The sequence below is a fragment of the Nitrospirota bacterium genome (genome assembly GCA_016180645.1).
In the GTDB taxonomy this organism is placed as follows: Bacteria; JACPQY01; JACPQY01; order JACPQY01; family JACPQY01; genus JACPAV01.
Genome location: JACPAV010000034.1, coordinates 1 through 26,116, shown reverse-complemented (window position 1 = coordinate 26,116; position 26,116 = coordinate 1). Strand labels below are relative to the sequence as shown.

The 26,116-nt window shown below is 61.4% G+C and carries 20 protein-coding genes; 12 read left to right on the top strand and 8 right to left on the bottom strand.

Annotation, left to right across the window (positions count from 1 at the left end; all coding sequences use genetic code 11):
* The first annotated feature begins 2 nt into the window (after nucleotides 1-2).
* From rfbH to HYT87_17200, 8 genes are all read left to right on the top strand, one after another.
* Entirely contained in the window at nucleotides 3-2,237 is a 2,235-nt protein-coding gene (gene rfbH / locus HYT87_17235) for a lipopolysaccharide biosynthesis protein RfbH (protein MBI2061486.1), read from the top strand.
* A gap of 11 nt (nucleotides 2,238-2,248) precedes the next feature.
* Nucleotides 2,249-3,208 carry a glycosyltransferase family 2 protein gene (locus HYT87_17230; protein ID MBI2061485.1) on the top strand — a complete coding sequence of 320 codons (960 nt, stop codon included), beginning with the start codon at nucleotides 2,249-2,251 and terminating at the stop codon, nucleotides 3,206-3,208.
* The gene (locus tag HYT87_17225) at nucleotides 3,205-4,362 is read left to right on the top strand and encodes a glycosyltransferase family 4 protein (GenBank protein MBI2061484.1); all 1,158 of its coding nucleotides are present in this window, start codon (nucleotides 3,205-3,207) and stop codon (nucleotides 4,360-4,362) included. Before HYT87_17230 ends, HYT87_17225 begins: the two co-directional genes overlap by 4 nt.
* A gap of 18 nt (nucleotides 4,363-4,380) precedes the next feature.
* Complete coding sequence (locus HYT87_17220) at nucleotides 4,381-5,610, top strand: NAD-dependent epimerase/dehydratase family protein (protein MBI2061483.1); 1,230 nt, start codon at nucleotides 4,381-4,383, stop codon at nucleotides 5,608-5,610.
* Nucleotides 5,611-5,637: 27 nt separating this feature from the next.
* Nucleotides 5,638-6,399, top strand: coding sequence for a class I SAM-dependent methyltransferase (locus HYT87_17215; GenBank protein MBI2061482.1), 762 nt, complete (start codon nucleotides 5,638-5,640; stop codon nucleotides 6,397-6,399).
* Nucleotides 6,399-7,403 carry an FkbM family methyltransferase gene (locus tag HYT87_17210; protein ID MBI2061481.1) on the top strand — a complete coding sequence of 335 codons (1,005 nt, stop codon included), beginning with the start codon at nucleotides 6,399-6,401 and terminating at the stop codon, nucleotides 7,401-7,403. The genes HYT87_17215 and HYT87_17210 overlap by 1 nt, the downstream gene beginning before the upstream one ends.
* Nucleotides 7,396-9,099 (top strand): hypothetical protein, encoded by a 1,704-nt coding sequence (locus HYT87_17205; GenBank protein ID MBI2061480.1) that lies wholly within the window; start codon nucleotides 7,396-7,398, stop codon nucleotides 9,097-9,099. The genes HYT87_17210 and HYT87_17205 overlap by 8 nt, the downstream gene beginning before the upstream one ends.
* Before the next feature lie 309 nt (nucleotides 9,100-9,408).
* Complete coding sequence (locus HYT87_17200) at nucleotides 9,409-10,467, top strand: NAD-dependent epimerase/dehydratase family protein (GenBank protein MBI2061479.1); 1,059 nt, start codon at nucleotides 9,409-9,411, stop codon at nucleotides 10,465-10,467.
* Between the two features lie 104 nt (nucleotides 10,468-10,571).
* On the opposite strand, the gene HYT87_17195 is transcribed toward HYT87_17200, so the two are convergent.
* Nucleotides 10,572-12,338, bottom strand: a complete 1,767-nt coding sequence (locus HYT87_17195; protein ID MBI2061478.1) for a hypothetical protein — start codon at nucleotides 12,336-12,338, stop codon at nucleotides 10,572-10,574.
* A gap of 11 nt (nucleotides 12,339-12,349) precedes the next feature.
* A complete protein-coding gene (locus tag HYT87_17190) occupies nucleotides 12,350-14,095 on the bottom strand; it encodes a hypothetical protein (protein ID MBI2061477.1) in 1,746 nt (581 codons plus the stop codon).
* A gap of 189 nt (nucleotides 14,096-14,284) precedes the next feature.
* Between HYT87_17190 and HYT87_17185 the strand changes: the two genes are divergently transcribed.
* From HYT87_17185 to HYT87_17170, 4 genes are all read left to right on the top strand, one after another.
* On the top strand, nucleotides 14,285-16,171 hold the full coding sequence (locus tag HYT87_17185) for a DegT/DnrJ/EryC1/StrS family aminotransferase (protein ID MBI2061476.1): 1,887 nt from the start codon (nucleotides 14,285-14,287) through the stop codon (nucleotides 16,169-16,171).
* A 26-nt stretch (nucleotides 16,172-16,197) separates the two neighbouring features.
* A complete protein-coding gene (locus tag HYT87_17180; GenBank protein ID MBI2061475.1) occupies nucleotides 16,198-16,911 on the top strand; it encodes a methyltransferase domain-containing protein in 714 nt (237 codons plus the stop codon).
* A gap of 95 nt (nucleotides 16,912-17,006) precedes the next feature.
* The gene (locus HYT87_17175; protein ID MBI2061474.1) at nucleotides 17,007-17,936 is read left to right on the top strand and encodes a glycosyltransferase family 2 protein; all 930 of its coding nucleotides are present in this window, start codon (nucleotides 17,007-17,009) and stop codon (nucleotides 17,934-17,936) included.
* Nucleotides 17,929-18,930, top strand: a complete 1,002-nt coding sequence (locus HYT87_17170) for a class I SAM-dependent methyltransferase (GenBank protein ID MBI2061473.1) — start codon at nucleotides 17,929-17,931, stop codon at nucleotides 18,928-18,930. Before HYT87_17175 ends, HYT87_17170 begins: the two co-directional genes overlap by 8 nt.
* 69 nt (nucleotides 18,931-18,999) lie before the next feature.
* Here the strand turns inward: HYT87_17170 and HYT87_17165 are convergent, their stop codons facing one another.
* The 6 genes from HYT87_17165 to HYT87_17140 form a co-directional block, all read right to left on the bottom strand.
* Nucleotides 19,000-19,710, bottom strand: a complete 711-nt coding sequence (locus tag HYT87_17165; GenBank protein MBI2061472.1) for a glycosyltransferase — start codon at nucleotides 19,708-19,710, stop codon at nucleotides 19,000-19,002.
* A 20-nt stretch (nucleotides 19,711-19,730) separates the two neighbouring features.
* Complete coding sequence (locus tag HYT87_17160; protein MBI2061471.1) at nucleotides 19,731-21,869, bottom strand: hypothetical protein; 2,139 nt, start codon at nucleotides 21,867-21,869, stop codon at nucleotides 19,731-19,733.
* A gap of 23 nt (nucleotides 21,870-21,892) precedes the next feature.
* A complete protein-coding gene (locus HYT87_17155) occupies nucleotides 21,893-22,843 on the bottom strand; it encodes a glycosyltransferase family 2 protein (GenBank protein MBI2061470.1) in 951 nt (316 codons plus the stop codon).
* Between the two features lie 33 nt (nucleotides 22,844-22,876).
* Nucleotides 22,877-24,673 (bottom strand): thiamine pyrophosphate-binding protein, encoded by a 1,797-nt coding sequence (locus HYT87_17150; GenBank protein ID MBI2061469.1) that lies wholly within the window; start codon nucleotides 24,671-24,673, stop codon nucleotides 22,877-22,879.
* Between the two features lie 43 nt (nucleotides 24,674-24,716).
* Nucleotides 24,717-25,769 (bottom strand): NAD-dependent epimerase/dehydratase family protein, encoded by a 1,053-nt coding sequence (locus tag HYT87_17145; protein ID MBI2061468.1) that lies wholly within the window; start codon nucleotides 25,767-25,769, stop codon nucleotides 24,717-24,719.
* Between the two features lie 19 nt (nucleotides 25,770-25,788).
* A partial coding sequence (locus HYT87_17140) for a hypothetical protein (GenBank protein ID MBI2061467.1) occupies nucleotides 25,789-26,116 on the bottom strand: 328 nt, incomplete at its 5' end.

Genomic DNA, 26,116 nt, shown 5'->3' with positions numbered 1-26,116 from the left:
AGATGAAAGCCTTGGTGCTGGGAGCTTCGGGATTGGTCGGGACCGCCTTGTCGGACGCGTTGGAAAACTCCGGGGTCCAAGTCATCCGGGGAGCCTTTCGCCACGTCACCGAGTTCGCGATTCGTCTGGACATCCGGGACGCACGAGCCATCGAGCGAACTCTGGAGGAGACCCGACCGGAATGGATTTTCCTGGCCGTCAACATACCCGGCGGAGTGAACGCCTGCGAGGAACACCCCGCGGAGGCCCGGGAGGTTCTGGTGGACGGAATCGACCATGTGTGCCAAGCCGCCCGGACTCAAGGGGCGCGGCTCGTCTACTATTCGACGGACTACATCTTTGACGGCACGCGCGGTCCCTACAGTGAAGACGATCTTCCACACCCCGTCAACGTCTACGGCCGGCTTAAACTCGAGGCGGAGGAACGCATCCGATCCGAAACGTCCGATCCGATCATTGTGAGAACCACGGCGGTCTTCGGATGGAACCGGCTTTCTCGAAACTTCGCCATGCAGATTTGGGAGGTCCTCCCGACCGGGAAGCCGATGCGGGTTCCATCGGACGAATGGTGCAATCCCACCCTTGCGGAGTATCTGGCCGAGGTCACGGTTCGACTCGTTCAGCGGGGCGCCGGTGGGATCTTCAACGTCGTTGGAAAAGATCGTATGACCCGCAGCGATCTTGGAAAGCAGCTCGCCAAGTCCATGTCTCTGGATCCCGATCGTGTCCTCCCCACGCCCACGGCCGCCATGGGCCCGCGTGCCACCCGCCCTCTTCAAGGAGGCCTGACCACCGGCAAACTGGAAACGCTCCTCGGGACGGACGCCATGAATCTCCAGGAAGCCCTGAAACGCTTCCGCCGACACTGGCTTTCCGATACCCAGTCCGCTCACGAATCGCGGCCCCAAACGGGAAGCGCCGAATCGCTGAGACGGGACATTCTCGAGAAGGTCGGGGAATACTATCGGGTGGCCCACCGACCGGAGCCCTTCGTCCCGTTCAAGTCGCGCATCCAATACTCGGGCCGGGTTTACGGAGAGAATGAAATGACGAACCTGGTCGACAGCGCGCTGGAGTTCTGGCTCACCCTGGGCCGCTATGGAGACCGATTCGAGCGGGAGATGAAAAGATTCTTCGGATCACGGGACTTCGTGCTCGTCAATTCCGGCTCGAGTGCCAACCTGACGGCCGTCCTGACCCTCATGTCCGCCCAACTGGACCATCCCCTCCGGCCGGGAGATGAAGTCATCACCCCGGCGGTGACCTTCCCCACCACGCTGGCCCCCCTCGTTCACAGCGGGCTGGTTCCCGTTCTCGTCGACTGCGAGATCGGCACCTACAACATCGATCCGACGCTCGTCGAATCGGCCCTTTCGCCCCGCACGCGGGCGATCCTGGTCCCTCACACCCTGGGCAACCCTTGCGACATGGAGATCCTGACCGGCCTGGCGGAAAAGTTCCGTTTGTTCCTGATCGAGGACTGCTGCGATGCGTTGGGAGGGACGTTCGGCGACCGCCGCGTGGGCACATTCGGCGACCTGGCCACGCTGAGCTTCTATCCGGCCCATCACTTGACGATGGGGGAAGGGGGGGGGGTGGTCGTGAACCGGTCCCACCTCTCCCGCCTGGTCAGGTCCGTCCGGGATTGGGGAAGAGACTGTTGGTGCGCCCCCGGCGAATCGAACACGTGCGGAAAGCGGTTCGGCTGGGAACTGGGCGACCTCCCCAAAGGCTACGACCACAAATACACCTATTCGAACCTCGGCTACAACTTCAAACCCACGGACATGCAGGCGGCCATCGGCCTTGCGCAATTCGCCCGGCTGGACGAATTCATTCAAGCGCGCCGTCGAAACTTCTCACGACTCTACGACGGCCTTCAGTCCTACCAGGATCGCCTCGTCCTCCCTCGTTGGGATTCGCGCGCGAATCCTTCGTGGTTCGGGTTCCCCATCTCCGTCCATGGAGGCGCGTCACGCTTCGAACTGGTTCATTGGCTTGAAACGGCCAACATCGAAACGCGGGAGATTTTCGGGGGGAACATCCTCCGCCAACCCGCATACCGCCAGATCAAGGCCCGCGTCGCGGGATCCCTCGCCCACTCCGACCGCGTCATGCGCGATTCCTTCTTCATCGGCGTGTATCCGGGCCTTTCCGATGAGAAAATCGATTTCGTCCTGGAACGCTTCCGGGATTTTTTCCGCCGTCAGACGGCCGGTCGCCGGGCGGTGGTCTGAAACCGGATCCCATGCCTTCACCGAGGATCAGCATCGTCATCCCCACCTACCGGCGCGCCGCCAACCTCCGCGAATGTCTTCAAAGCGTCCTCAAGGAGTCCGATTCGGATCTGGAGATTGTGGTGAGCGACAACGCCTCGCCGGATGACACACCGCAGGTCGTGTCCTCGTTCAGGGACCCGCGGCTGCGCTACGTTCGGAACGAGTCGAACCTGGGACTTTCCATGAATGTGCACAACGTCTGGAAATTCGCCCGCGGATCGCACGCCTTCTTTCTGACGGACGACGATCTCCTTCTGCCCGGAGCCTTGCGGGAGGTGCGCCGGATCCTGAGGGAAGATCCGGAGATCGGTTTGATCCTGAGCCACCTGGAGAGGTTCAACGATGAAGGGACACCGGTGTCGTCTTGGTCCGGTTTCCCGAACTCCAGACGGTTCTCCGCGGGCGCCGATGCCTTGGAGTCCCTGTTCCATCCTTGCTTCGTGCTCTCCCGAACGGTCCTCCGCCGCGATCTCATCGATTGGGAAGGGCACCTCCGGCACATCGACAGCCTCTTCGCCCAAATGTACGTGACGGGGATCGCCCTCAAGAAGGCCCCCGCGTACTACACCGCGTTTCCCCTCGTCAAACACCGCGTCAACAACAAGGTCTACTACGACCGGCCTCCCGACCACGGCTACGCCTCCATCATCCGGATCATCCGAGAAGTGCTGCCGGAAGAGGAATTCAAGTCCTGCAAGCGGGCGCTCATCGATCAAACCGTGCGCGACCCCTGGTTCACGCTCCAATACCTCGCCGCAAACTCCATTCCTGAATTTCTGGGCTTCTGCGCCGCCCTGCTGAGGATCCCGGAAATGCGGGAATCCGGCATCTTCTGGACCAACGTGGCCCGTGCGATCAAACGGGGCGCGATCGACCGGCTCCGACGGGGCCGCCCAGGCGCCGGGGCGGCCGTGGGGAAGCCCACATGAAGATCACGATCGTCTGTGCGTATGGGTTGGATCCCGTCGACCGGGCCACGTTCGAAGCGATGGCGCGCATTCCCGGCGTCGAATTGACGGTGATCGTGGCGGATGAAGTCTACCCCTTCCCGGGCCCGCCCTGGGCGAAGCTCCTGAAATGGTCGGCCGACGTGCCGCACGAAGGTTATCGGATCATCCATCTTCCACTGAAAGATCCGTCCTATTGGGCATCGGAGTTCGCCAAGTCCCCTCTGAAACAGGCGCTCCGAAAGGCCCATCCCGACGTGATTCACGTGTATGAAGAGCCCTCGACGCCCCAGTTCCGACAGATCGCCCGTCTCTGTGCCTACCATCGGCTCTGTTCGAGAGTTTTCTTCTGGCAGAGCACAAACACCGCGCCGCCGCTCGGAAGGCACACCAAACTCTGGTGGGCCACGGTCGGGAGGGTGATCGCAGGCGGGAACACCGTCAACTCCATCGCCATCCGCGCCATGCGGAATGCCGGCTATCCCCGGCGGCTCCGGATTGAGCGCACCTTCCGGCCTTGCATCGCGAAAACGGCCGACCCCGATGCCGTGCGCCGCGTGCGGGATACCCACGGCACGGCCGGCAAACCCACGGTGGGGTTCATCGGCCGGATCATTTGGGACAAGGGCATCAGCATTCTGCTGGCGGCGCTTCACGGCTTGCCGGACGCCGCCGCCCTGATCGTCGGTGACGGCCCCTTCCTTTCCGACGCGTTCCTCCTCGCCCAGGCGACCGGCCTCTCCCATCGGGTCCGATTCGCCGGTGGAGTCTCCGCCCGTGAGGTTCCGGCCTATCTCCACTCCATGGATATCCTGGCGGTTCCCTCGCTCACCACCCCGGGCATGAGCGAGCAATTCGGCCGCGTCATCGGCGAGGCCATGGCGTGCGGGATCCCCGTGGTGGGGTCCGATTCGGGGGCCATCCCCGAAGTGATCGGAGAAGCCGGGATCATCGTTCCCGAGGGCGACTTCCGAGCTCTTCACTCCGCCCTGCAATCCCTGCTGTCGGACCCCGAGCAACGGCAGAGAATAGGCCGTGAAGGCGCCCAACGATGGGCGCGGGAGTTCAGCCCCGAGGCGATGGCAAGAAAATTCCATCAACTGTATGAGTCCTCGTTTTCCGGACATGGCGCTTGAAGTGAAGGAGGTCGTGAAATGAGAATACTGATCGCCGGCATGGATGGATACCTGGGATGGCCGCTCGCCCAAGCCCTGGCGGCTCGCGGGCATGACGTGGCCGGGGCCGATATCTTTTTCCGCCGAAAGTGGGTTCAGGAAATGGGCTCGTGGAGCGCCATCCCCACCCCTCCCATCGCGGAACGCCTGCGCGCGTTCAAGAAACGGTTCGGAAAACCGCTCCGATTCTGGAAGGGCGACCTGAGACGGTATGCCTTCGTGGACAAACTGGTCCGCGAGTTCAGGCCGGACGCGGTCGTCCACTTCGGAGAATGCCCCTCCGCACCCTATTCGATGGTCGACGCGCACCACGCCGTATTCGTCCAAACGAATAACCTCACGACCACCTTCAACCTCCTCTTCGCCATCCGCCACCGGAGCCCCGATACCCACCTGGTAAAACTGGGCACCATGGGGGAGTATGGAACCCCAAACCTCGATATCCCGGAGGGCTTCTTCGAAATCGAGTACCGAGGACGACGGGACCGGCTGCCTTTCCCGCGCCAAGGGGGATCCTGGTACCACTGGAGCAAAGTACACGGATCGAACAACATCATGTTTGCCTGCCGGATCTGGGGCTTGCGAGCCACGGACGTCATGCAGGGAGTCGTCTTCGGGACGCGGGCCGGCGGGGCGGAAACGGCTCCGGCCCTCATGACGCGGCTGGATTTCGATCAAGCCTTCGGCACCGTCATCAACCGCTTCTGTTGTCAGGCCGTAATGGGCCATCCGCTCACCCCCTATGGGAAAGGCGGGCAGAAGCGCGGATTCATCCCGCTGAGAGACTCCATGCAGTGCCTGACGCTGGCCCTGGAGAATCCCGCTTCCAAGGGGGAATACCGCGTGCTGAACCAGTTTCAGGAGGTCTACAACGTCACCCAACTCGCGCAGATCGTTCAACAGGTCGGCGGCGGGCTCGGCTTGAGAGTGGAGATCCGGCCCCTGGAGAATCCCCGCCTCGAATCGGAAGATCACTACTACAACCCGGATCACCGGAAGCTTTTCGATTTGGGCTACAAGCCTTCCGTGGACGTCGAAACGGAAGTGCGGACGATGCTTCAGGACCTCGGGCCGTTCAAGTCGCGTATCCTGGCCCGGAAACACGTCTTGATCCCGGATGTGCGCTGGACCGGCGCCCGGAGTAAAGTCGGGTTTCTCCCTGCGTCCTCCTCGGGGCCGGGCCGCGGCGCGCAGCTCCAGCAGGCCTGAGGGAGAAAAGCACGTCGGGCCTTGCGGATGCGGACTGAACTGCGTAGACGGCTTCGCCGAATCCTTCGACGGGATCGGCCGGCTCACGACCCGTTTCGATGCGAAATCCTGACCTCCCCCCCCCCGGCGGAATTGACGAAGGGCTGGCAATCCCCGGACGTCCCCGCCCGCCAGCGGGACGCGTTCCAGCCGGTCCTGCAGGAGATGTACGCCGGCCGGCCCCGAGAGGATTTTCTGGCCCTCTCCCAAGCCGTGACGGACACAGGTCTCGCATCTTCCCGCTTGGTCGAAGCGGGATGCGGGAACGGCTGGAATGCGGAAGTCCTCCGCTTCCTCCTCAAGCAACCCATCGATTACGTCGGCCTGGACTACTCCACGCCCATGATCCATCTGGCCCGGTCGAGCCAACCCGATCATCCGTTTCTGGTGGGCGATGCCACGGCCCTGCCCCTGAAGACGAACGGTTGCGATGTCTTGATCTCCGGCACCGTGCTGATGCATCTCCTGGGCTACGCCGAGGCCATCCAAGAGGCCGGGCGGGTTTCGCGCCGCTGGTGCATTTTTCACACCGTTCCCGTCGTTCGGCGCCGAGCCACGACCCTGCTTCGCAAACTGGCCTACAACAGCCCGGTGGTCGAAATCATCTTCAACGAAAACGAGCTGTGCGCGCACTTCGAGAAAGACCCTCTCCATCTGGAGCGCACCTATGAAAGCGTCCCACACAGCTATCTGGACAGCCACCTGGGCGAGCCCGTCCAAGCGCGAACCTACCTGTGCCGCGTGGCTTGATGAAGTCCTCCTCGTTCGAAATCCCGCTGGCCCGGTTGGGAACGCCTCCGGTTCTCGTCGATGTCGGGGCCTCCGGTGATCCTCCCGCCATCTGGGAACGAATCGCCCCCCAGTCGATCTACATCGGCTTTGATCCGGATCTCCGGGAAATGCGCGAGATCAAGGAAGGGCGATTTCACCGAACCTGTATCGTCAACAAGGCCGTAACGTGGGACGCTTCGATCGCGGAAGCGCCGTTCTACCTCACGCGCTCCCCCTACTGTTCGAGCCTCCTGCGACCCGACCTGAAGTCCCTCTCGGATTACCAATTCGTCGATTCCTTCCGGGTGGTGAAAGAGACGCGGGTTCCCACGGCCACGCTGGAGACCGTGATTCGATCGCTCGGACTGGATCGCGTGGACTGGCTCAAGTGCGACACTCAGGGGGCGGATCTCCGGATCTTCAACAGCCTCCCGAACGCCCTCCGCAACGGCGTCTTGGCGCTGGACATCGAACCGGGCCTGATCCACGCCTACGAAGGGGAGGATCTGTTCGTCGATGCCCACCGGGAACTGGCGGAAACGGGCTTCTGGATCTCGGATCTGAAAATCGGCGCCGCCCTGCGTCTCAGGCAGGCAACGGTGGGAGAATTTTCCCGTGAGGCCCCGCCTCTGACCGAGTCCCTCGTCTCGTGGGCCTGCAAGCCGTCGCCCGCGTACGCGGAAGCCCGGTATCTTCGCTCCATCGCCTGGCTGGAACAATCGAAGCGGGATCGGCGCGACTATCTCCTCCTGTGGGTGTTCGCCCTCCTGGACACTCAGGCCGGCTTCGCCATGGATCTCACACGCGCCTACGAGTCGCAATTTGGCCATGACGACGCTTCTCGCTTCATGAAATGCGAGTGCGTGAACTTCTTCAAGCGCGCGGCGGCCGGAAAATGGAAAGCGAGAGCAAAGGCCCTCCTTCCGCCCATCGTCGGTCGGGCAACCCGGCGGTTCCGCGCCATGGGAAAGAAAAGTGGATAGGAATCGCCGGGCTGAAGTCCTCCTTTTCCTTCTGGGCCTTCTACTCAGGGCCCCGGGACTTCTCTTCAACGGGATGGCCGACCCGGACCCCTGGGTTTTCGACTGGGGCCCCCGGGTCACGAGCGAGGGTCTGGCCCACGCCTTCTCGGGAGACGGCGGGTACGGAATCCTCTCCTTCTGGTTTGCCGGCGCTGCATACCGGATCGCCGATGCCATCCCGAGATTCTGGTGGGCGCCGCACAAGTTTTTCGAACTGTGCTTTGAAGCCGGAATCCTCTGGCTGCTGGCGCGTCTTCTGGGGGCGGAGCGCAAGCGATGGGCGTACTATCTTTTCTGGTTGAACCCCTGGTTCATCCTTCACGGCGCATGGCAGGGCTACTGGGACGGCGCCCATACTTCCATGGTTCTGCTGTCGCTATTGCTGCTCCGTGGTATCCGGGACGATCGCTTGGCATGGGCGGCCACGGGCGCCGCGCTCCTCGGAAGCGCCATGTTCAAGCCGCAAGGCCTCATGTTCTTCGGGGCTCCGGTCCTCTTGCTCCTGACCTTCCAATTCCTCCGGGAAAGAAGAGCGGCCTTGGTCTGGTACGCAGCGGGGGCATCCTCGGTTCTCCTGGCCGGCGCGGTCTTTCTCGTGCTCGGCGGCGGCGATGCGGCGGCCCTTCCAAGGCAGTACGTTTTCGTATCCGGGTACATGGTGGCCCTCTGCAACAACTGCGTGAGCGTCTGGCGACCGGTCACGCGACTCTTCCAAGCCGTTCTGGATCAGCCCGGGCCGACCTATGCGCTGGTACTTCCCCCTTCGTTGTTCGCGGCGCTGGATCGGACCGGCATCATCCTGGCCGTTCTGATTATCCTCGCGTTTACGCTCCGGATTCCCGCGATCCCCGGCCGCCGGTGGACCGGCGACCCCGGCCGCTTCGCGCGACTCTGCGGCTGGCTCCTGCTGGTGATCTGCGGACTGGGATGGCTTCGCCCCTCCGATCCCGCAATGCACCCAAGTCTCGTTCTCGGCCGGTATTCAATGTTCTACTTCGTTTCACTCTTGGTCCTCCTCGCCGCGGGGCTTCTCTTGATCCTTGCCGGTCCCGCCCTCCTGCGGCTCACCGAAGCGATTCTCCGCGGGCTCCCTCAAGTCCTCAGGGCCGGCACGGATATGCGGGAGGGATCTCAGCGGCATACCGCCATCCTGCTCCTCATGATCGTGACGGGTCTGACTGTCCCGCAACTCGGAACCCGCGCCCACGAGAACCACGCCTACGCGGCCCTCGTGCTGATGATCCTGCTGGCGGCGCCCGGTCTCCATGCACCCTCGTTTCGCCGTCCTTGGACGTGGACCTTGCGCGAAGCCAAGCAAGGCCCACGAGCGATAAGGGCGGCCGTTCACCGTCCCTTGCTTCCCATCTGGCTCGCCATGTGCGGCGCCCACTTCCTGGTGATTCTCTCCCACGCCCGCTTCGGACGCCCGCAACTCCTCCCCAGTTTCCACCTGGACACGGCACCCGCGCAACCGCTCCTTGCGAAAATCCGCCCGCTGCTGGAATCCATTCCGTCCGATCCATGGATCGCGTTTCAGGGGCGAGTGAACGAGTTCATCGGGGCCGTTCTGCCTCCGGAGCCCGTCTCCACGATCGCCGCGTCCATCCAGACGATCTGCTTCGCCCTGGCGCTCCGCCATTTATGGAATAATAGGTGACAGTATACTTTATTAGCAGACCTGGGGTCAAGTCTTGGCAGACCTGGGGTCAAGTCTTGAATTGATACATCTGTGAACCACCATCCCTGCCCACCTGTGCCAATTCAAGACTTGACCCCTTCCTCTTCCTTCCAGAGTCGAATGCCGACATTTCGGAGTATCATCCACGAGTGGTTCCGGGGCAAGGCTGAGACGCGGAAGTGCTCCGGCGGCCTAACTCCTGCCCCGCAGTGGCTGTCGTCGGGCCCCGGTAGGCGGGCAAGACCGCGGGTCGAGATGGAATCAGGAAAGTGATTTGAAAGGCGTGAAATGAATCAACGGGTTGTTTCCGAATACGAGTGGAAAGACAAGCCTGTCTTGGTGACGGGGGGTACATCTTTCATCGGCTCCAATCTTGTCCGCGAACTCGCGAGGCGCGGCGCGAAGGTGAGCGTCGTGGATGACCTGAGCAGCGGAAAGCTGGAAAACCTGGAACCGCTGATCTCCCGTGGAGGAGTTCAATTCACGCGCGCGGATCTGAACGAGCAGGGGGCGGCCAAGAGCGCCGCCGAGGGCGTGGAGGTGGTCTTCCACCTCGCCGCCGACCATGGCGGACGAGGGTACGTGGACCTCCATCAGGCCGAATGCGCATCAAACCTGGTTCTGGACGGGCTGGTCTTTCGCGCCGCCGTCGCGGCGGGCGTGAAGAAGATCGTCTTTGCATCGTCAGGATGCGTCTACCCAAACCATCTGCAACGGGATCCCCAGACCAAGCGTTACCTCCGAGAAACGGACGTCGGCCCGCCTTATGACGCGGACAATATGTACGGCTGGGCGAAACTCATGGCGGAAATGACCCTGGTGGCGCTTCACAAGCAGTTCGGAGTCGGCTGCGCCAGTTGCAGGTTCTTCACCGTATACGGCCCGAGGGGCGTGGAGAACCATGCCGTCATGGCGATGATCGCTCGCGCCTTTGTCAAGCAGGATCCCTTCGAAGTGTGGGGAACCGGCGAACAGATCCGAAACTGGACGTACGTGGACGACATCGTGGAAGGGACCCTCCTGGCCGCGGAGAAAATAAGTGACGGAACGGCGGTGAATCTCGGGACGATGGAGCGAATCCGGGTCTTGGATGCGGTGAACTCCGTCATCCAATACGCGGCGGAACTTCGCGGGGATTCCTTCCGGCCCCGAATCGTGACCAAGCCGGAGATGCCTACGGGGCCCGTCAATCGAGTGGCCGACAACTCACTGGCCGAGAAGCTCCTGGGATGGAAACCGAGAGTCGCCTTCCATCAAGGGCTCAAGCAAACCATGGACTGGTACTTCGCCGCCAAGACCGGCAAGGATGTCGAGGAAGCCCTCCGTGTCAGGCTTACGGAACGATAGCCCGCGGTGCTCGGCCGCGGGGGCGCAGTCGTGATCCTGTCCTTTCGTGATCGGCCATCACGGCCGGCCTGTGACCCGGGTCTCTTCCGTCCGACTCGCCGCCGTCATTCCTCCATGCCGGCCGGGATGCGGTAGAGCGCGAACTCTTCGTTGCGCGCGGCTTCCGGAAGTTGGAGTCGCCAGTCGGCCAACGTCACCACCTCGGTCGCGCCGAATTCCCTGCGAATCGCCTGCCAACCCGCCGCGTCGCGCGACTCCCACGTCTGCTTCACTCGACCGCCCAGCCAACCGAAGTTCATCGACCTCAAACCGTCGATGTGCGCGTCCGGACGCATCGGCGGGGAGAGAAAATCCAGGTTCGAAATAACGTTGAGAAGCCGGTTGAGGTCGGGACCGATCGACGGCACGTACGAGACAAGATCCAATTTGGATTCGGAAAAAAGCATCGGCCGTCGCGTCCGGAGTTGCAGCATGTTCGCGGCGGGCGAGGCGATCACCATTCCTTGGCCGCCGGCCATCGAGGAGAAAAACGGGTCATTTTCCCGGTCTCGCATTTGCCTCCAGGAGTCGGGCCAGGCCTTCCATGAGTGGATCAAGACCGACAAGGCCATCGCCGGCAGAACGATCGCCTGTGCCGCCCGCCCGGCGGCGGCAACCCTCCTGCCCGCCCGGCTCGATGTGCGCAAGACACCGCTGAAGAATTCCGAGGCAACGAACAGGACGAGAAACAACGCCAGGCCCTTGAGCACCCAGAAGGGCGCTTGGATCGCCACCACCAATAGGAATCCGGCCAAGACCGCCTGCGTGGCGCCATTCTCCCTTCGACTTCCCAGCAAGCCCAGGAAGATCGGGAGCGTCATGAACGACGCGAGGTTGATCCACCGTCCGGGCATCAGGAGGGCGACGGCGGAGGGCAACTTGCCCAACGGGACCGCGTGCAGGAGCAGCGCGAAGATGCCCAGGCCCGTCGCCAGGAAAAAAATCCTCAGAAGCACAACGCCGCCGGCCGGGATCGAGTGCCTCATCCTCAGCAGGCCCCACCCTCCGATGCCCAGACCGATCACCGAAAGAAAGAACGTGCGACTCGACGAGATCTCGGCCCATGAAAGCGGCCTTCGGTGATAGTCCCAGAGCCGCGTGAAGGCATCCCAGTAGGCCGCGGCCGTCTCGCCCGGCACCGCGGGAACATCTCGGAAGCCGAAGCGCTGAACCGAGTAGCTTATCCCGGCGATCAGAACCCCGAACAGGAATGCTCCGGCGTTTTTTCGCATGGCAAACTTTTTGTGGTGTTCGGAAATCAGCCAAACAATGCCCACGAGTCCCCAGGTCCAAACGGCCCAACTCGCATGTACGGCCGGGGCGAATCCGAGCAAGAACGCCCCGAGGCGGCGGCGCCCCGACGAGAGGATTCCCACGGTAAGGACCATGTACGACAGCCCCAGAATCCCGTGGGTATGCAGGCCGGACAGGTAGACGGGGTAGACCACATCGCCCACGGATTCCAGCAGGCGCGAGTAGTGGACCAGGAATGGACATGCGATGGCCGGCAGCACGTTCCGACTGATGACCAGGGTCAGCAACGAAAGCGCCTGAAAAGAGAGGCAGCTCAGAAATCCGCTCCAGGCAATCGAGAGGACCCTCTCGGAGATCCCCAGCCAGAGCAAGACGGCGCTGATCTGATTTGCAAAGGCCCAGAGAGCCGTACGCGCCTGGTACTCGGGAGATTTGAAGGGATATTGGACAACCCCGGCGAGCACCTGCGCATCTTCCACGGCGATCTGCCATGTGGCGTGCCCGAACGCGCCGACGAAGAAGCCGAACAGCCCGCTCCAGAAAAGAGCAAGACAGATTTGGCGGCGCATTGGTGTCATGAAAAACAATCCTACGGCGGGCCGGCCGTGAAGTCCCGATCCACCCGGTAGACGTCCACCTCCAGCCTCGGACCTCCGAGGCGGCACAGCGGCGCATACCCGCCGTGATAGCACCAGAGCGTGCGATAGTGATTGCGATCCGCGATCCGAAGGGTGGTCCTCCGGCTCAGCGGTCCTGACTCTCCATCCAGCTTGACCTGCTGTTTGGACACGCTTCCATCCGGGATGACCAACCAGTCCCCAGCCCGGATGAAGGAGGCCGGCGGAAGGTCGAGATAGGATTTTTCCATCGAGTGCTCCGGGACGATCGGCTGCATCCCGGCGCGCTCCGCATAGAACTGGAATCCCCAGTGGCCCGTGTACCAGACCGAGGGCGCGGGGTCGCGCTGCTCGATCCAATCCTTGGCCAAGGCCACGCCCCGCTGGTGTGACCGGGCTTCCATTTCATCGACCCCGGCATAGGCGAGACCCAGAAGTATCTGGAGAACGGCGGCGCAAGGGAGGAGGAAGGCGCTTGCGCCTCGCCCCCGCCGGACACACGCCAGCCTGCCCAGAATCATCGTGACCACGACCGCCATTCCCATGAACCGCCGTGCCGCCGGGAAGGGCGAGAGGGCGAAGTACCCCACGATTTCAGCCGCGAGCCAGGCGAACAAAAAGATCTCGGATCTCCGCGAAGCCCGCCGAAAGGCCCTCCACCCTCGATGCGCCGCATCCCATGCCATGCCGCGAACGGCGCCGGCCAGAATCGTTCCCCACAGAACCATGCCCAGCCCCGCAAACAGCCTTCGAATCAGCGAGAAGTGCGTTTCGGCAATATGAAACCGCGTCGCCCACGGCATCGCGGCCTCCGGGAACACGCCCACAACCGCATAGACCAGCGCCGTTGACGCCATGAGGGCCACGGACACCCAGCCGGGAAGACCGAGACCCAGAAATCCGAGCGGGGCGAGCAGGGCCAGCAGCCCTCCCGTAAAAACAAATAGCGGCCGGATGAAATGGGGCCATGGCTCAACGTGAATGGGGTATCCGTGGAGGATCGGATGCAGGAAATGAGATTCCCCGTACTTCACGTACGTGAACACCTCCCACGACAGGAACAGGGTTGAAGCGATGACCGCGGCCGCAACTCCCCGCCGGATTCTTCCAAACAGGACCGTGTGCAGGCATCCAGCTCCAAGGAGGACAAACGCCGAGTACTTCGTCTGGACGGCAAGGCCGAAGAACAAGCCTGCAAGGGACGCGCGGCGGACACTCCCCCTCTGCCCCGGCGTCATGAGAAGGTTCAGCCCGGTCAGCGCAAGAGCCATGGACGGGACATCCAACATGAGGCCGAAAGCCGGGAGAAAGACCGGGGAGAGAGAAGTCATCCACAACAGCGTCGTTTCAAGGCCCCGGCACGTTCGGCGAAGCAGGCCGTGAAGTCCAAGGACGAAAAGAAAGTTGAATGGGAACATCCACAGCTTCCACGCGGGTACATGGTCACCGAGAATCCGGAGCCCGAGAGCCCACCACGCGTTGCTCACCGGCGGGAGGATCGAATGGTTGGCGGGCAGGGGAGACTGGAGCCAGAACAGAACGAATCCATAGGGGTCCAAGGGGGCGCGGGCGATCTGCGCGGCGGCCGCGTGGTAGGCCGTTTCGTCGAGGGTGATGGGTTTCAGAGCTGAAAGGATTGTGACCAAGACGGCCAATGCGGCGAGGTGGGCTAGGCGGCGTGTCCGGCGGCAGGACAGCCGCCGTGCCGAGAGAAGCACGACGCTGAGTCCCCGCAAGGGGGCCCGCTGAAAGCGGCTCGGCCGGGGGTGGCCCATTCGCCGCGAACCATACGTTTTCCGTCCCGTTTGCACAAGTCCGAACGTGGGACTTCACCTGAATCGAGCCGGCTGGGACGGGTTTGCCCGCGCGACTGTGCTTTGTTATATAGGGCGGCAAGGCTTTCCTGAATGGGTCCATCAACGCTGCTCTCCGTCATCCTTCCCACCTTCAACGAGGCAGAAAACATCGCCCCACTGATTCGTGCCATCCTGGATGCCTCTGGAGCGGGGGTTGAAGTCATCGTGGTGGACGATTCGAGTCCGGACGGAACGGCGGACGTCGTGCGCCGGGAATTCGGCGCGGACGGCCGTGTGCGTCTGATCATCCGCGAAACGGATCGGGGCCTGGCGAAATCCATTCGGAGGGGACTCGAAGAGGCCCGGGGGCACCATCTGCTGGTCATGGACACCGATTTCAACCACGATCCGCGCGTCATCCCGGTCATGAGAGACCTCCTGGGCTACTACGATCTTGTGGTCGGCTCCCGTTTCGTGTTCGGGGGGGGGATGCAGGACGGGTTCCGTTACTACTGCAGCTCCCTCTACAACCTGGCGATTCGGATCGTCCTGGGCACCCGCATCCAGGACAATCTCTGCGGGTTCTTTGCGATGCGGCGCGCATGGATGGATCGTCTCCCTCTCGATGCCATTTTTTTCGGATACGGGGACTACTTCTTTCGCCTGCTCCATCAGGCGGTTGGGCTCGGCCTTTCCATGATCGAAATTCCGGTCTTCTACAAGCTGCGGCCCGCCGGCCAAAGCAAGACGAAGTTTCTCAGTATTTTCTCGGGATATACCGCCGCCCTGTTCAAGTACCTCGTCCGAATCGGTCTCCATCGAACGCTTCCCACCGTCCAAGGGCGAATCCCATCGACCGCCGGCCTTGAGCCCGCCGGAAGCTCTTCCTCAGCCAACGCGCCCGAGTTCATCCGCGTGAGCGGGCCGGCCTTCGCTCAGGAGGATACAGACCGCCTCGCGGAGGCGGTCCGACGGAATGAGATTGCCAAGGGGTCGTTCAGCGCCGAAGCGGAAGCAGCCTTGGCCCTGGCTACGGGAATGCCGCACATCCGTCTCGTGTCGAACGGGACGGCGGCCTGTCATCTCTGCATGCTCGCCGTGAACGTCCGTCCGGGCGATAAGGTGGGCGTTCCCGCGTTTACCTACGTCGCCACCGCCAACGCCGTCCGATACCAACAGGCCCAACCGGTTTTTGTGGATGTTCGCAGAGACCGGCCCGTTCTCGATGGCTCATGCCTCCCGGAACTCGCCCGGCAGGGTGCGGTCGGACTCTGGGCCGTTCATCTCTACGGCAAAGTGGTTGCCGACCTCTCTGAGCTGGTTGAAGAGACTTCGCGGCGAGGCCTTTGGGTGGCTGAAGACGCCGCCCAAGCCCTGGGATGCCGCGTCAACGGGCGGCCGGTCGGCGCCTCCGGGATTGTTTCGGCCTTCAGTTTCTTCGCCAACAAGAACGTGACCTCGGGCGAGGGTGGCGCCGTCGCCTCGCGCAACCGCGAGGTTCACGACCGGGTTTACCTGCTGTCCAATCAGGGCGTGTTGACCGCCGGCTCCTACGACCATCTCGAAACCGGTTACAACTACAGATTGACCAATCTCCAGGCCGCGCTGCTGGTGGGTCAGTTCCGGCGCCTGGAGGAGATCGTCGCTCGAAAAAGGGAAATCCAACGATGGTACGAAGAGCGCCTCAAGGGATCCCCGCTGGGCGGGATGCTGAAGATGGATCAAAACGAGGTGCCCTGGCTGTGCAGTCTGCTGGCGGCGGACGAAAATTCGGCCGATCGGATCAGGAAGAGTCTCACCCAGGCGCGAATTGAATTTCGGTCGGCGTTCGTGCCCATTCCCGCCCTGAAGCCCTACGGCGCCATGCGGGAGGCCGAACTGGCCGAGCGATTCCCGAACGCTTACTATTGGTCACGGCACCTGATCAGCCTGCCCTCCGCCCTCTCGCTTTCCGAGACACAGGTGGACCGGGTTGCCATGGCGTTGAAGGCCGCCTAGGCCGGAGTCGAGGCCCCCCCCCTTTCATGGCCGAAGATACTTTCCTGAAGCTGGGCGACGATTTCGTGCGCAACTACTACGTCCGATCTGTTTCCGCGCAGCGCGTCTATTTGCGCTCCATCCGACGGTGCGTCGAATGGCTGAGTCCCACCCCCGGTGCCCGCGTATTGGACGTCGGCTGCGGAACGGGGATTCTTCTCTCCCACCTCCCGGAGGGTGTCCAAAGGGTCGGCGTGGACGTTTCCGCCGCGATGCTGGGCGATGCCGCCAAGCGCACGCCCCTTCTGAATCTTGTCCGCACGGACATCAAGCGACTGCCCTTCAAAACCGGGGAGTTCGACGCGGCCGTGTGCCGGGCCGTCTTGCAGCATCTCGATCAGCCGCAGTCGGCCATTGGAGAAATTCGACGGATTCTCAAACCCGGTGGACGCTTGGTTCTCTTCATGCCCGTTTTCTCGTGGCTGGGGGCCGTGCCCAGGAAGGCCGCCGCGGCATTTCTTTCCAAACCCGAGGACATTCGGGGATTGGAAGCGCGGGCGGAGGGCGTTCTGGGTTGGCTTTCCGATGCGGGATTTCGCGTCGTTACCCATCGCCGGTGGGGATCCCTCTTCTACCTCCTGTCCGGGTATGGCAGCGGGATCCAATTGCCGATGAGCCGGGCTGGCTTCTGGGAGGCCCTCATCGATCTCGATGAAAGGCTCCCCGGAGGCGCGAATATCCTGATTTGCGCCCAAACTTGAACCCCGTTAGAGGCTCGCACGGGCATTCAGACCCCCGCCTACGAGAAGGCGGATCCGAGTCCCTCCCCGCGGCAGGCCGCTGGGCCTCTAGCGGGGTGAACCCCTCCATCAGCGTCGTCATCCCTACGTATAACCGGGAGGAAGTCCTCCGGATGACGATTCAGCAGTTCCTCGACCAAGACCGCAAGCCGGACGAGATTCTCGTCATCGACCAGTCGGTCTCGCATCTGGAAAAGACCCGCGAAGACTTGGACCGCCTCAATCGTTCGGGTGCCATTCGGCTCATCCGGCAGGAGGAGCCCAATCCGTGCCGCGCCAGGAACGTGGGCATCCGGGAGGCGAAAGGCGAAATCGTGCTGATTGTGGATGATGACATCCTCATCAAGCGCGATTTCGTGCGGCGCCATCTCCTGAACTACGGAGAAAAGGACCTCGTGGCGGTCAACGGCGCCATCTGGTGGGAGCGCGGCAGCAACCTTGAGCCGCTGGACAAGATCCCCGATTGGATGCTCACCCACCCTTTCGGATGGACACACATCCCGGCAACCCTCACCCTCCGCACCGAAATCTCGATCCTCCGCACGTGTAACTGCTCTGTGCTTCGCTCCGCAGCCATCGCGGTGGGGGGGCTGGACGAGTGTTTCGGTCGCGCCAGCCTTCACGGGGACCTCGATTTCGGGCGAAAGTTCCACCTCGCCGGGGGCCGCATCGCTCAAGATCCCACAGCGGGGATCTACCACCTAAAAGCGCCCAGCGGGGGGACCCGCACGAAGCGGCGATTCGCACACCTGCCGCTGGCCGAGGAGTTGAAATCGCTTCTCTACTTCTATCTCAAGAACTGGCAGGGAACGGCCAGCCTTGCCGCCATCTCCGGCCTATTCCGGATTTGGGTGTTGAACCGCCGAAATGTGACCCATCCGTACCTGTTCCCCATCGCCTGCACCATCTACTCGGCCGCCCTTTGTGCCGGGATGTTCGACTTGGCTTTCCACCGGGACAAAAGCATACTTCGCCATCATGCCTGATCCGTCGTCCCACCCGGCAGGGTCAAGCCGGAGCGCGGAGTCCACAGAAGTGAAGGGACCGTGCCCTGTCTGTCGCGAAGAACGCAAGTTCCGCGCGGTGGAGCGTTGCGGCGAATTCACCGTGGCGGAATGCCTCTCGTGCGGTCTGTGTTTCAGCTCACCGATGAAAGCAGGCGATCAAGCGTACTATGAGACTCACTTCTCGCCGGATTTCTACTGGAGGTGGGAGTTCGGCCGGCTCCTCAAAGATCTTCCCTGTCGCGGAGGGAGACTGGCCGAGTTGGGATGTCATACCGGTCATTTCCTGAGTCGGGCGCGCGATGCAGGCTACCAAGTCACGGGGTTTGACGTAAACGAGCGGGCCTTGAAATTTGCCGGCGCACACTACGGGCTCTCGGATCTGCGCACGGCGAATTTTCTTGAACCCCGCTCGATGGCGGGGGTCCGGTCGTTCGACGTACTGGTCTGCTTTCAGGTGATCGAACATCTCCCGGACCCCGTCGGATTTCTCCAGAACCTCCGGCCGCTGGTTGAGAGGCAAGGGTGTCTGGTCCTGTCGACTCCGAATGCGGAGCGGTGGACCCTTCGGTTCGGCCGGGAAAGTTGGGATTTCCCTCCCCACCACCTGACCCGGTGGACCCATTCCGCCTTCGAGAAGGCCTTGAAGAAAGCCGGGCTCCACGTTGAAAAATTGGTGATCCAGCCTTCCCACGATCTCCGCGCGGCGCGATCTTACCTCGAAAATCTTCTGCTCTCCGCCACGAGCGTGAATGCCCTCTCTTCTACGATGGCGCCGGGGATGCAGGGAACGGAAAATGGACCGAAGGGCCGATCCGCGTTCCTACGAAGCTGGATCACGCCACTCCGCCGCGCGAAAGGGGCGATGATTCGATCGGCGGTGAACCTCGGAGGCCCCTTCATGATTCCCTACCTGGCGGTCCGAAACTTCGGCGGTGAAAATCTCTATGCGATCGCCCGCTTTGATGGATCTTAGGATCGATATTCTCGGTGACAGTATACTCTATTTGGAAGAATAATAGTATACTGTCACGGTTTATTCGGTTTATTTCCGAGTATTTCTCAGGATCCACATCTTCCTCAGCGATCGCAGGTGCGCCGCGCCGAATCGGAAAATTCGCGCCTTCGACTTCCCCTCCTTGCGCGGAGCGTAGTGAAAGGGAATCTCGCGGATCCGGCGACCACGGCCGTGCAGCTTGATGGAGATTTCCTGCAAGACCTCGAAATGCGATGAAGTGAGTTCGCCGATATCTTGGAGCGCGGCCCGGCGGTACAAGCGGAAGCCGCTGGAGAGGTCGCGATACGGAAGGCGCAGGAAACGCGCGTAGATCCGGTTGAGGACCCGGCTCAGGACCAGCCGCACGACCGGCATTTGAGCCCGACCGCCGGGAACATACCGCGAAGCGATGACCAGATCCGCCGTGCCGCGCGCGGCCCAGAGTTGGTGAATGAATCTCGGCGGATGGGAGTAATCGGCATCCATAGTAACCACGTAGGGGGCGATCACTCTCTTGAAAGCCTCGCGTAGCGCGCCCCCGTAGCCGGCACTCTCTTGTCTGAACATCGCCACGCCCAGCCGACCGAGAACACCCGCGGTATCGTCGCTCGATCCACCGTCGGCGACGAGAATATCCGTCCGGCAGGGCAGGCCGCGAAGGGTGTCTCTCAGGCTGGGGAGAAGGGTCAAGAGGTTCTCCGCCTCATCCTTCGCAGGAATGATAACGGTCAGCTCCGACCGCTCCGATGGAGAATTCACCCCACCCCCCGCAACCGGCTTTAGCGATGTCTCCTCGGAACCCAAACGCAGAGAAGCAGGGCGCCCACGATGCACGCATAGGCTGCTAACAAGGCAAGCCCCACGGAGCCGGGGGGTGAGAAGCGGAATTCCACGCTGGAGCGGCCTCGTGGCACCGGGACAGCCTTGAATGCCCCGAAAGGCTTTGTGATCGATTCCGCTCTTCCGTTCACCGTGGCCGACCAACCGGCGAAGTAGGCGTCTCTCCAGAAAAGCTGCGACGGTTCGGCGGCGGATACGCTCAACTGAATCCGGTTGTACGTCTGTCCTAGGATGGCAATCTCTTCGCCGGCGAGCAGTGGACGGATGGCCACCGGAGCGTTATCGGGAATCGCGGGACCCTGATTGGAGCGGATGGCTGACCCTTGGAGGGGCATGCCTGGGTTCACTTCCGACCCGTTTCTCTTTCCTTCCTCTCCCCCCATTTCGGCCAACCCCAGTTTTGGCAGTGATTCGGGATTGATGCCCGCTGCCTGCAATGCTTTGACATTTTTCAAATAGAGCAACGTATTGGCGTGAAAACTCGGCTGACCCGTAATGCCGATCGATTCCAAGGAGGGTTCGATGATCTCGGCGCGATGAGGCAAACCGATTGACCGGATATACCAGAAGGCCACGGTAGAGTTGTCCAAGAGAACGAGAAAGGCAAGGAAGTGAACCGATCTGCGGACTTGAACCCGTCCCCGGGCCAAAGCAAGCCACACCACCACGGCCAATTCCAGCATGATGGCCACCAGCTCAAACCCGAACAGCCAGTTCGAGTATATTTCGTTGCGGTAGATCACCCCAAATAGAAGCATGGACCCGGTTGCGGTCAAGACGAATACTCCCAAAAACACCCATCTCCAACGTTGGCTACTCCGCAAGATTCCCTCCAAACCCATCCCGGCCATCAGGGTGAGGATCGCCGAGAACCCGGCCCGGAATACCACATCGCTGTAGTGATTGATGCGTTTGAGCGGACCCAGCCAGGATAGCAGCAGACTGAACACCGGGCTGTGCGCGCTAAGGAGCACGATCATCGAGAAAGCGGCCACGAAGAGAAGGAGTCTTTGGCGCCAGAAAGGTCGGCCCAGAACAAGGCAGAAAAAAGCCAGAGCCAGGACAAGCGACCCGACATAATGATATCCGCGATGGGCCCCTTCCTTGTGCATCGGCGCCAATTCCCACTCGTGGTTGTCGCTCCATTCAAACCCCGCTCCCGGGACCCCCGCGCTCAGGATCTCAAGCGGGTTCCCGGGGAACAGGTCGGTGTAGTTGTAGGTCTCAGCCCCCATCCTGGATCTCAGGATACCTTCGCCGTCGATCAGAGTGACGAGACCCGGGAGGATGCAGATCCCTGCCATGAGCAGGGCGGCGCACCCATGCACGATGGGGACACTTCTCACGAGTTTGCGAACCTGGCCTCCCATGCCTCCCGGCCGCCACATCATCGACAGGAAGGTCCAAATCGGCACGAAGAGGACGTTCCAGCAAAAGAACATGAGGTTGGTTGAAACTCCCAATACGAGGCAGCACACGACGGCGGGCCAAAAAGTCCGCGGCCCCGGGTTCTTCAGGAATCGGAGGAAAGCCGCCGCATAGAGAAAGCCGTAGCCCGTCTGTTCGAGAAAGCCGACGTCCGAGTTCTGGAAGACCACGGCGGGACATGCGCAGCCCGCCATGATCACGAAAAGGATGAGCGCTCGTTCTCTCAGGAGGCGGCGGACAAGCAGCAGGAGGCCAAGACCGAACAAAAGGGGAACCAGGAGCGCGTGATAGAGCAGGTAGGGGACGAAGAATGAGGAAAGATGAACGCCCAGACGTCCCAAGAGCCAGGCGACGAGCGTGAACGCGGCAAAGAGCGGCGTGGTGGTGTTGGTTCCGAGAATCGACGGGAAAAAGAGAGGGAACCCGTACTGAATATTGGGGTGCCACCAGGCGATCTCTCCGAAGTGGTTGACGGAGTGAAGGTGATCGTAGAAGAAACTGTAGAGCCAAACATGATCGTGTCTGAGATGTTGCCTCCCCATGGAGAGACCCCGGATGGGCGAACCCCAGAGAACAAGGACAACATAGGAGGTTCCGCCCAGGAGGGCAAGAAGTTGGGGGAGGAGTGTCTGACGCTTCGCCGGGGTCATCCTTCGTCTCCGACGTCAGGCGGTCAGCCGCGGGTCTCCACCGCCCCACGGTTCGGCCATGGGACATTTACGGATTCCTCGACTACGTAGAGCGGTCGATGCTTGGTCTCGGCGTACGCCCGGCCGAGGTACTCGCCCAGCACCCCGATCCCCAGACTGTTCAGGCCGATGCCTAGAAAGGAGAGCACGATCAAGGTCGTGATTCCCGGAGGAGGGGACCCGATCAGATAGAGGAAGGAGTAGACGCAGGCGGCGATCAAGGACATTCCAATCAGCACGAATCCCATCAACGTAAACAGTCTCAACGGCTTCAAGGAGAAACTTGTAATGGCATTGAACACGAAGAAAATGAGGTCCCAGAGCGGGGCTTTGCTCGCACCCGCGGTTCGGGGCCGTCGCTCATAGGGGATGCCGATCTGCCGAAAACCGAGCCACGCGATGAGCCCGCGCAGGTACCGGTTGTACTCTCCGCATTGCTCCAAGGCATCCCTCACCCGCCGCGTGATCAGTCGGAAGTCACCGGTGTTCTCGGGGATCGGAACGTCGGAAAGCCGGTTGATCAGTCGATAAGCAACCTTGACGGCGAAGTTGCGCCATGCGGGATCCCCGGGCCGAACCTCCCGCACCCCGAACACCACATCGTACCCCTCGCGCCACTTTTCAATCAGCCGGGGTACAACGTCGGGGGGATCCTGAAGATCGGAATAGAGGACGATGATCGCATCACCGGACGCGAAATGATACCCGGCGGTGATGGACATTTCGACCGTGAAGTTGCGGCTGAAGCGGAGGTACTTCCATCGATCATCGCGTTGACAGATGGCCTTAACCCGTTCCCTTGTCCCATCCGCGCTGTGGTTATCCACAACCAGAAACTCAAATTGATAGGGCAGGTGTGCAATCGCGGCGAGCAGTTCCTGCTCCAGACGGGGAATGTTATCCTCCTCATTCAACACCGGGATTACGATGGACACCCTGGCTCGTTCTTTCTGCGCGTCGTGCAAAACCTATTCCCTCTTTCTCGGCAGCGGTTTCACGAGCATGTTCGAATAGAATTCGTCATCCGGAAGCATCGGGGAGCAATCTTCGATGGGATTCCCGAACTCCGTCTTGGGGACAAGCTTTTGGTCGCCCCGGATGAGAACATCAACGAGGACAGGCCCCGGGTGTTTCAAGGCTTCCATCACCTTGGGTCGGATCTCGTCATTGCTGGAAATCGCGATGGATTCGATTCCGTACGCTGCCGCCACGGCCCGGAAATCCGGCGAGCTGTACCCCCCCTGGGGGTCGCTGGCCCAGTACCGGGAACCCAACCAGGAGTCTTGGAACTGCTTGATAATGCCGTAGCAGTTATTGTTCAGAACAAAAACCTTGATCGGGAGAGACAGGTTCCTGAGGGTTTGAAACTCCTGGATATTAAGCTGCAAACCGCCGTCCCCGATAAAGCAAAGAACAGGCTGATGTCCACGCGCGAGACAAGCGCCCATGGCCGCCGGCAACGCGTATCCCATCGGGGAATGGCCGGCCGCCGTAAACACTCTCACGCCCTTTTTCACAAACAGCCCCTGATACATCCACACCAGGGTTCCACCGGTATCGATGACCAGCATATCCCCCGGCTCCGTCAGCCCTCCGACCTGCTGCGAAAAAACGTACGGATTGACGTATCCTTTCTCGTCAAAGTCCGCCCTCACCACGGCAGGATATCTTGCCTTGTACGTCGCCACGCGTGATTTCCATTCGGTGACATCAGGCACACGGAACTCGGAAAGGGCCCTGTTCATCGTTCGCAGAAACGTTCCGGCATCACACTCAATCGGGTGGGTCACCTCCAACCTCTTGCCCAACTCTGCGCGATCAATATCAACAACAATCTTCTTTGCTTCACGCGCAAAAGTCTTCGGGTCCCCACCGGTCTGCCGTGTATCGAGTCGGGAACCGATCGACAACAGGAGGTCGCAGTTCTGAACGGCAAGGTTGGCGCCGCGATTTCCATAGATGCCAAACTGGGCGACATGCAGAGGATGGTCGTGGGGGACAAGGTCCAAGGCGCCCCAGGGGACCAGAACCGGGAATTGGAGCCGTTCCACCAACTCCATGAATTCGGCCTCCGCCTTTGCCCGTCGCACCCCGGATCCACCGATCACCACAGGCCGCCGTGCTTGGGCGATCAGGCGGAGCGCTTCATCGATTTGACGACGGAGTTCCATCGAGTCGCCGGTCATGCCGCCTTCCCCCGATCCGCGGGCGCTTGGAGCCACGTACTCACGAGCGGACCCAAAATCAAAGTCCTGCTGCTGAATGTCCATCGGAACATCGACCAGGGCCGGCCCCATTCGGCCAGAGGTGGCCAGGTAAACCGCCTTCTCCATTTCATACCGCAGGTCATCGATCCGCGTCACCCTAACCGCATACTTGGTGATGGGCTTCACCATCGAAACGATGTCGGTTTCCTGGAAACCGACTTGCCGAATTCGGGTTCCGACATTGGATTCCTGCACGGGAACCTGGCCCGTGATATGGAGCGTGGGAATCGAATCAAAGAATGAACAGGCTATGCCGGTGATCAGATTCGTCGCTCCAGGCCCGCTCGTGGCCAAGGTTGTCCCAAGCCCTTCGCCGAAACGAGAATAGGCGTCCGCGGCCATGGCGGCAGCCTGCTCGTGCTGGAATCCCACCAGTTCGATGTCCCTCCGGCGTGCCACGGCATCCACGACAAACGCGATCGCCCCGCCCGTCAAAACAAACACATGCCTGCTCTTGTGTTGATGCAGAAACTCCGCCACGTAGTCGCAGCCCCTCACGGTTTTGCTCTCTTCTTTTCCAGCGCGGCCCGCCCTGTAAGGACTATGTGGCGGCCTTCTCTCTCACGTGCTCGATCGTTCTTCGAAGAGAGAGATCCAGATCGTGATGGAGAGAAAACCCCAGTTCGGACTTGAGCTTCGTGATGTCGGGGACGTACCGCGGCCGAAGAAAATCTCCGCCCCCTTTCCTCTCGACTCTGATCCTGCATCGAAGTCCTATGATGCCCGCAACTTTTCCGGCCAATTCTTCAATGGAGATCCTTTCCAGATCCGACCCGACATTATAGGCCTGTCCTTTGCGCCCGCTCAACAGTATTTTCCATATCGCTACGGTCATGTCCGCACTGTAGCACAGCGTGCGGATAGCGCGGCCATCTCCTTGTATTCGGATGACGCGGTCCCTCAGGCCCTGACGGACGAAATCCGTGACGGCGAAGCCTGCGTCTAGATCCATGTGCGGGCCCACGAACGTGAATAACCGGGCCACCACGATGGGGATCCCCTTGCTCTCCAGGCACGCTTGGCAGAGCACTTCCGCATAACGCTTGGCTTCACCGTATCCGGAGCGGCCGTTTCGGGTGTCGGGTCCGCCCTGGTAAGTTTCGGGGAGTGAGTCCAGTTGAGGAGGCTGAGGACCATAGACGGCGCCCGAACTCAGGAACAGAAACGCCTCCGTCTCCTTCTCCGAGGCGAATTCGAGAAGTCTTCGGGTCCCCGCCGCGATCACGTCCATCACCTCCTGTGGATTACCTTTCAGCTTCTTGGGATCGGATGGGGCGCCCGCGTGGACGATAAACGACCACGGGCCTCGCGGGGGATGAAAGGATCGGATGTCTCCCTTGACCCACTGGATGTCCCTACGATGGGCCAATCGTGGGCATTTCCGAGAGAAGGACTCCGGATGGCGGGCAACGGCAACCACACGGCAGGGCCGATCCAGGACTCGGTCGTTTAGGTAGGCCAGAGTTTCCAAGAGATGGGTCCCCACAAATCCTGTTCCACCCGCAAGCAGCAGGCTCCTGCCGCTGAGTCGACGGAAGGCGTTCCCGACTCTCTCAACCACCTGACGCACATCCGCTTCAAGGATGACACTCACGGCGAGCCCGCCTGGTTCCTTATGGATTCGACGCCGGTTCCGGAGACACCGGACTCTCTCCATCCGGCAGCCCTTCGGATCGTCCAAAGGTTGCCGGTTTCTTTCTTGCGGGGAAAAAGCCGTCGAACATGCCAAGAAAGAATCCGAAAGAGATGCGTGTGCGTTTCTGGATCACGCTTAAGGAGAACACCTGTATGAACTTGCAGAGCATGTAGAACCCGAGCAGCAGGAGAGCGGGTATCTTCTTCAGGAAATCGGCGAACCGCTCGCCCGCGCTGAACCAGCCTACGTTCATTTCGGGTTTGCTGAATATCTGTTTGACCCGTTCGATATCGGAATAGAACCTG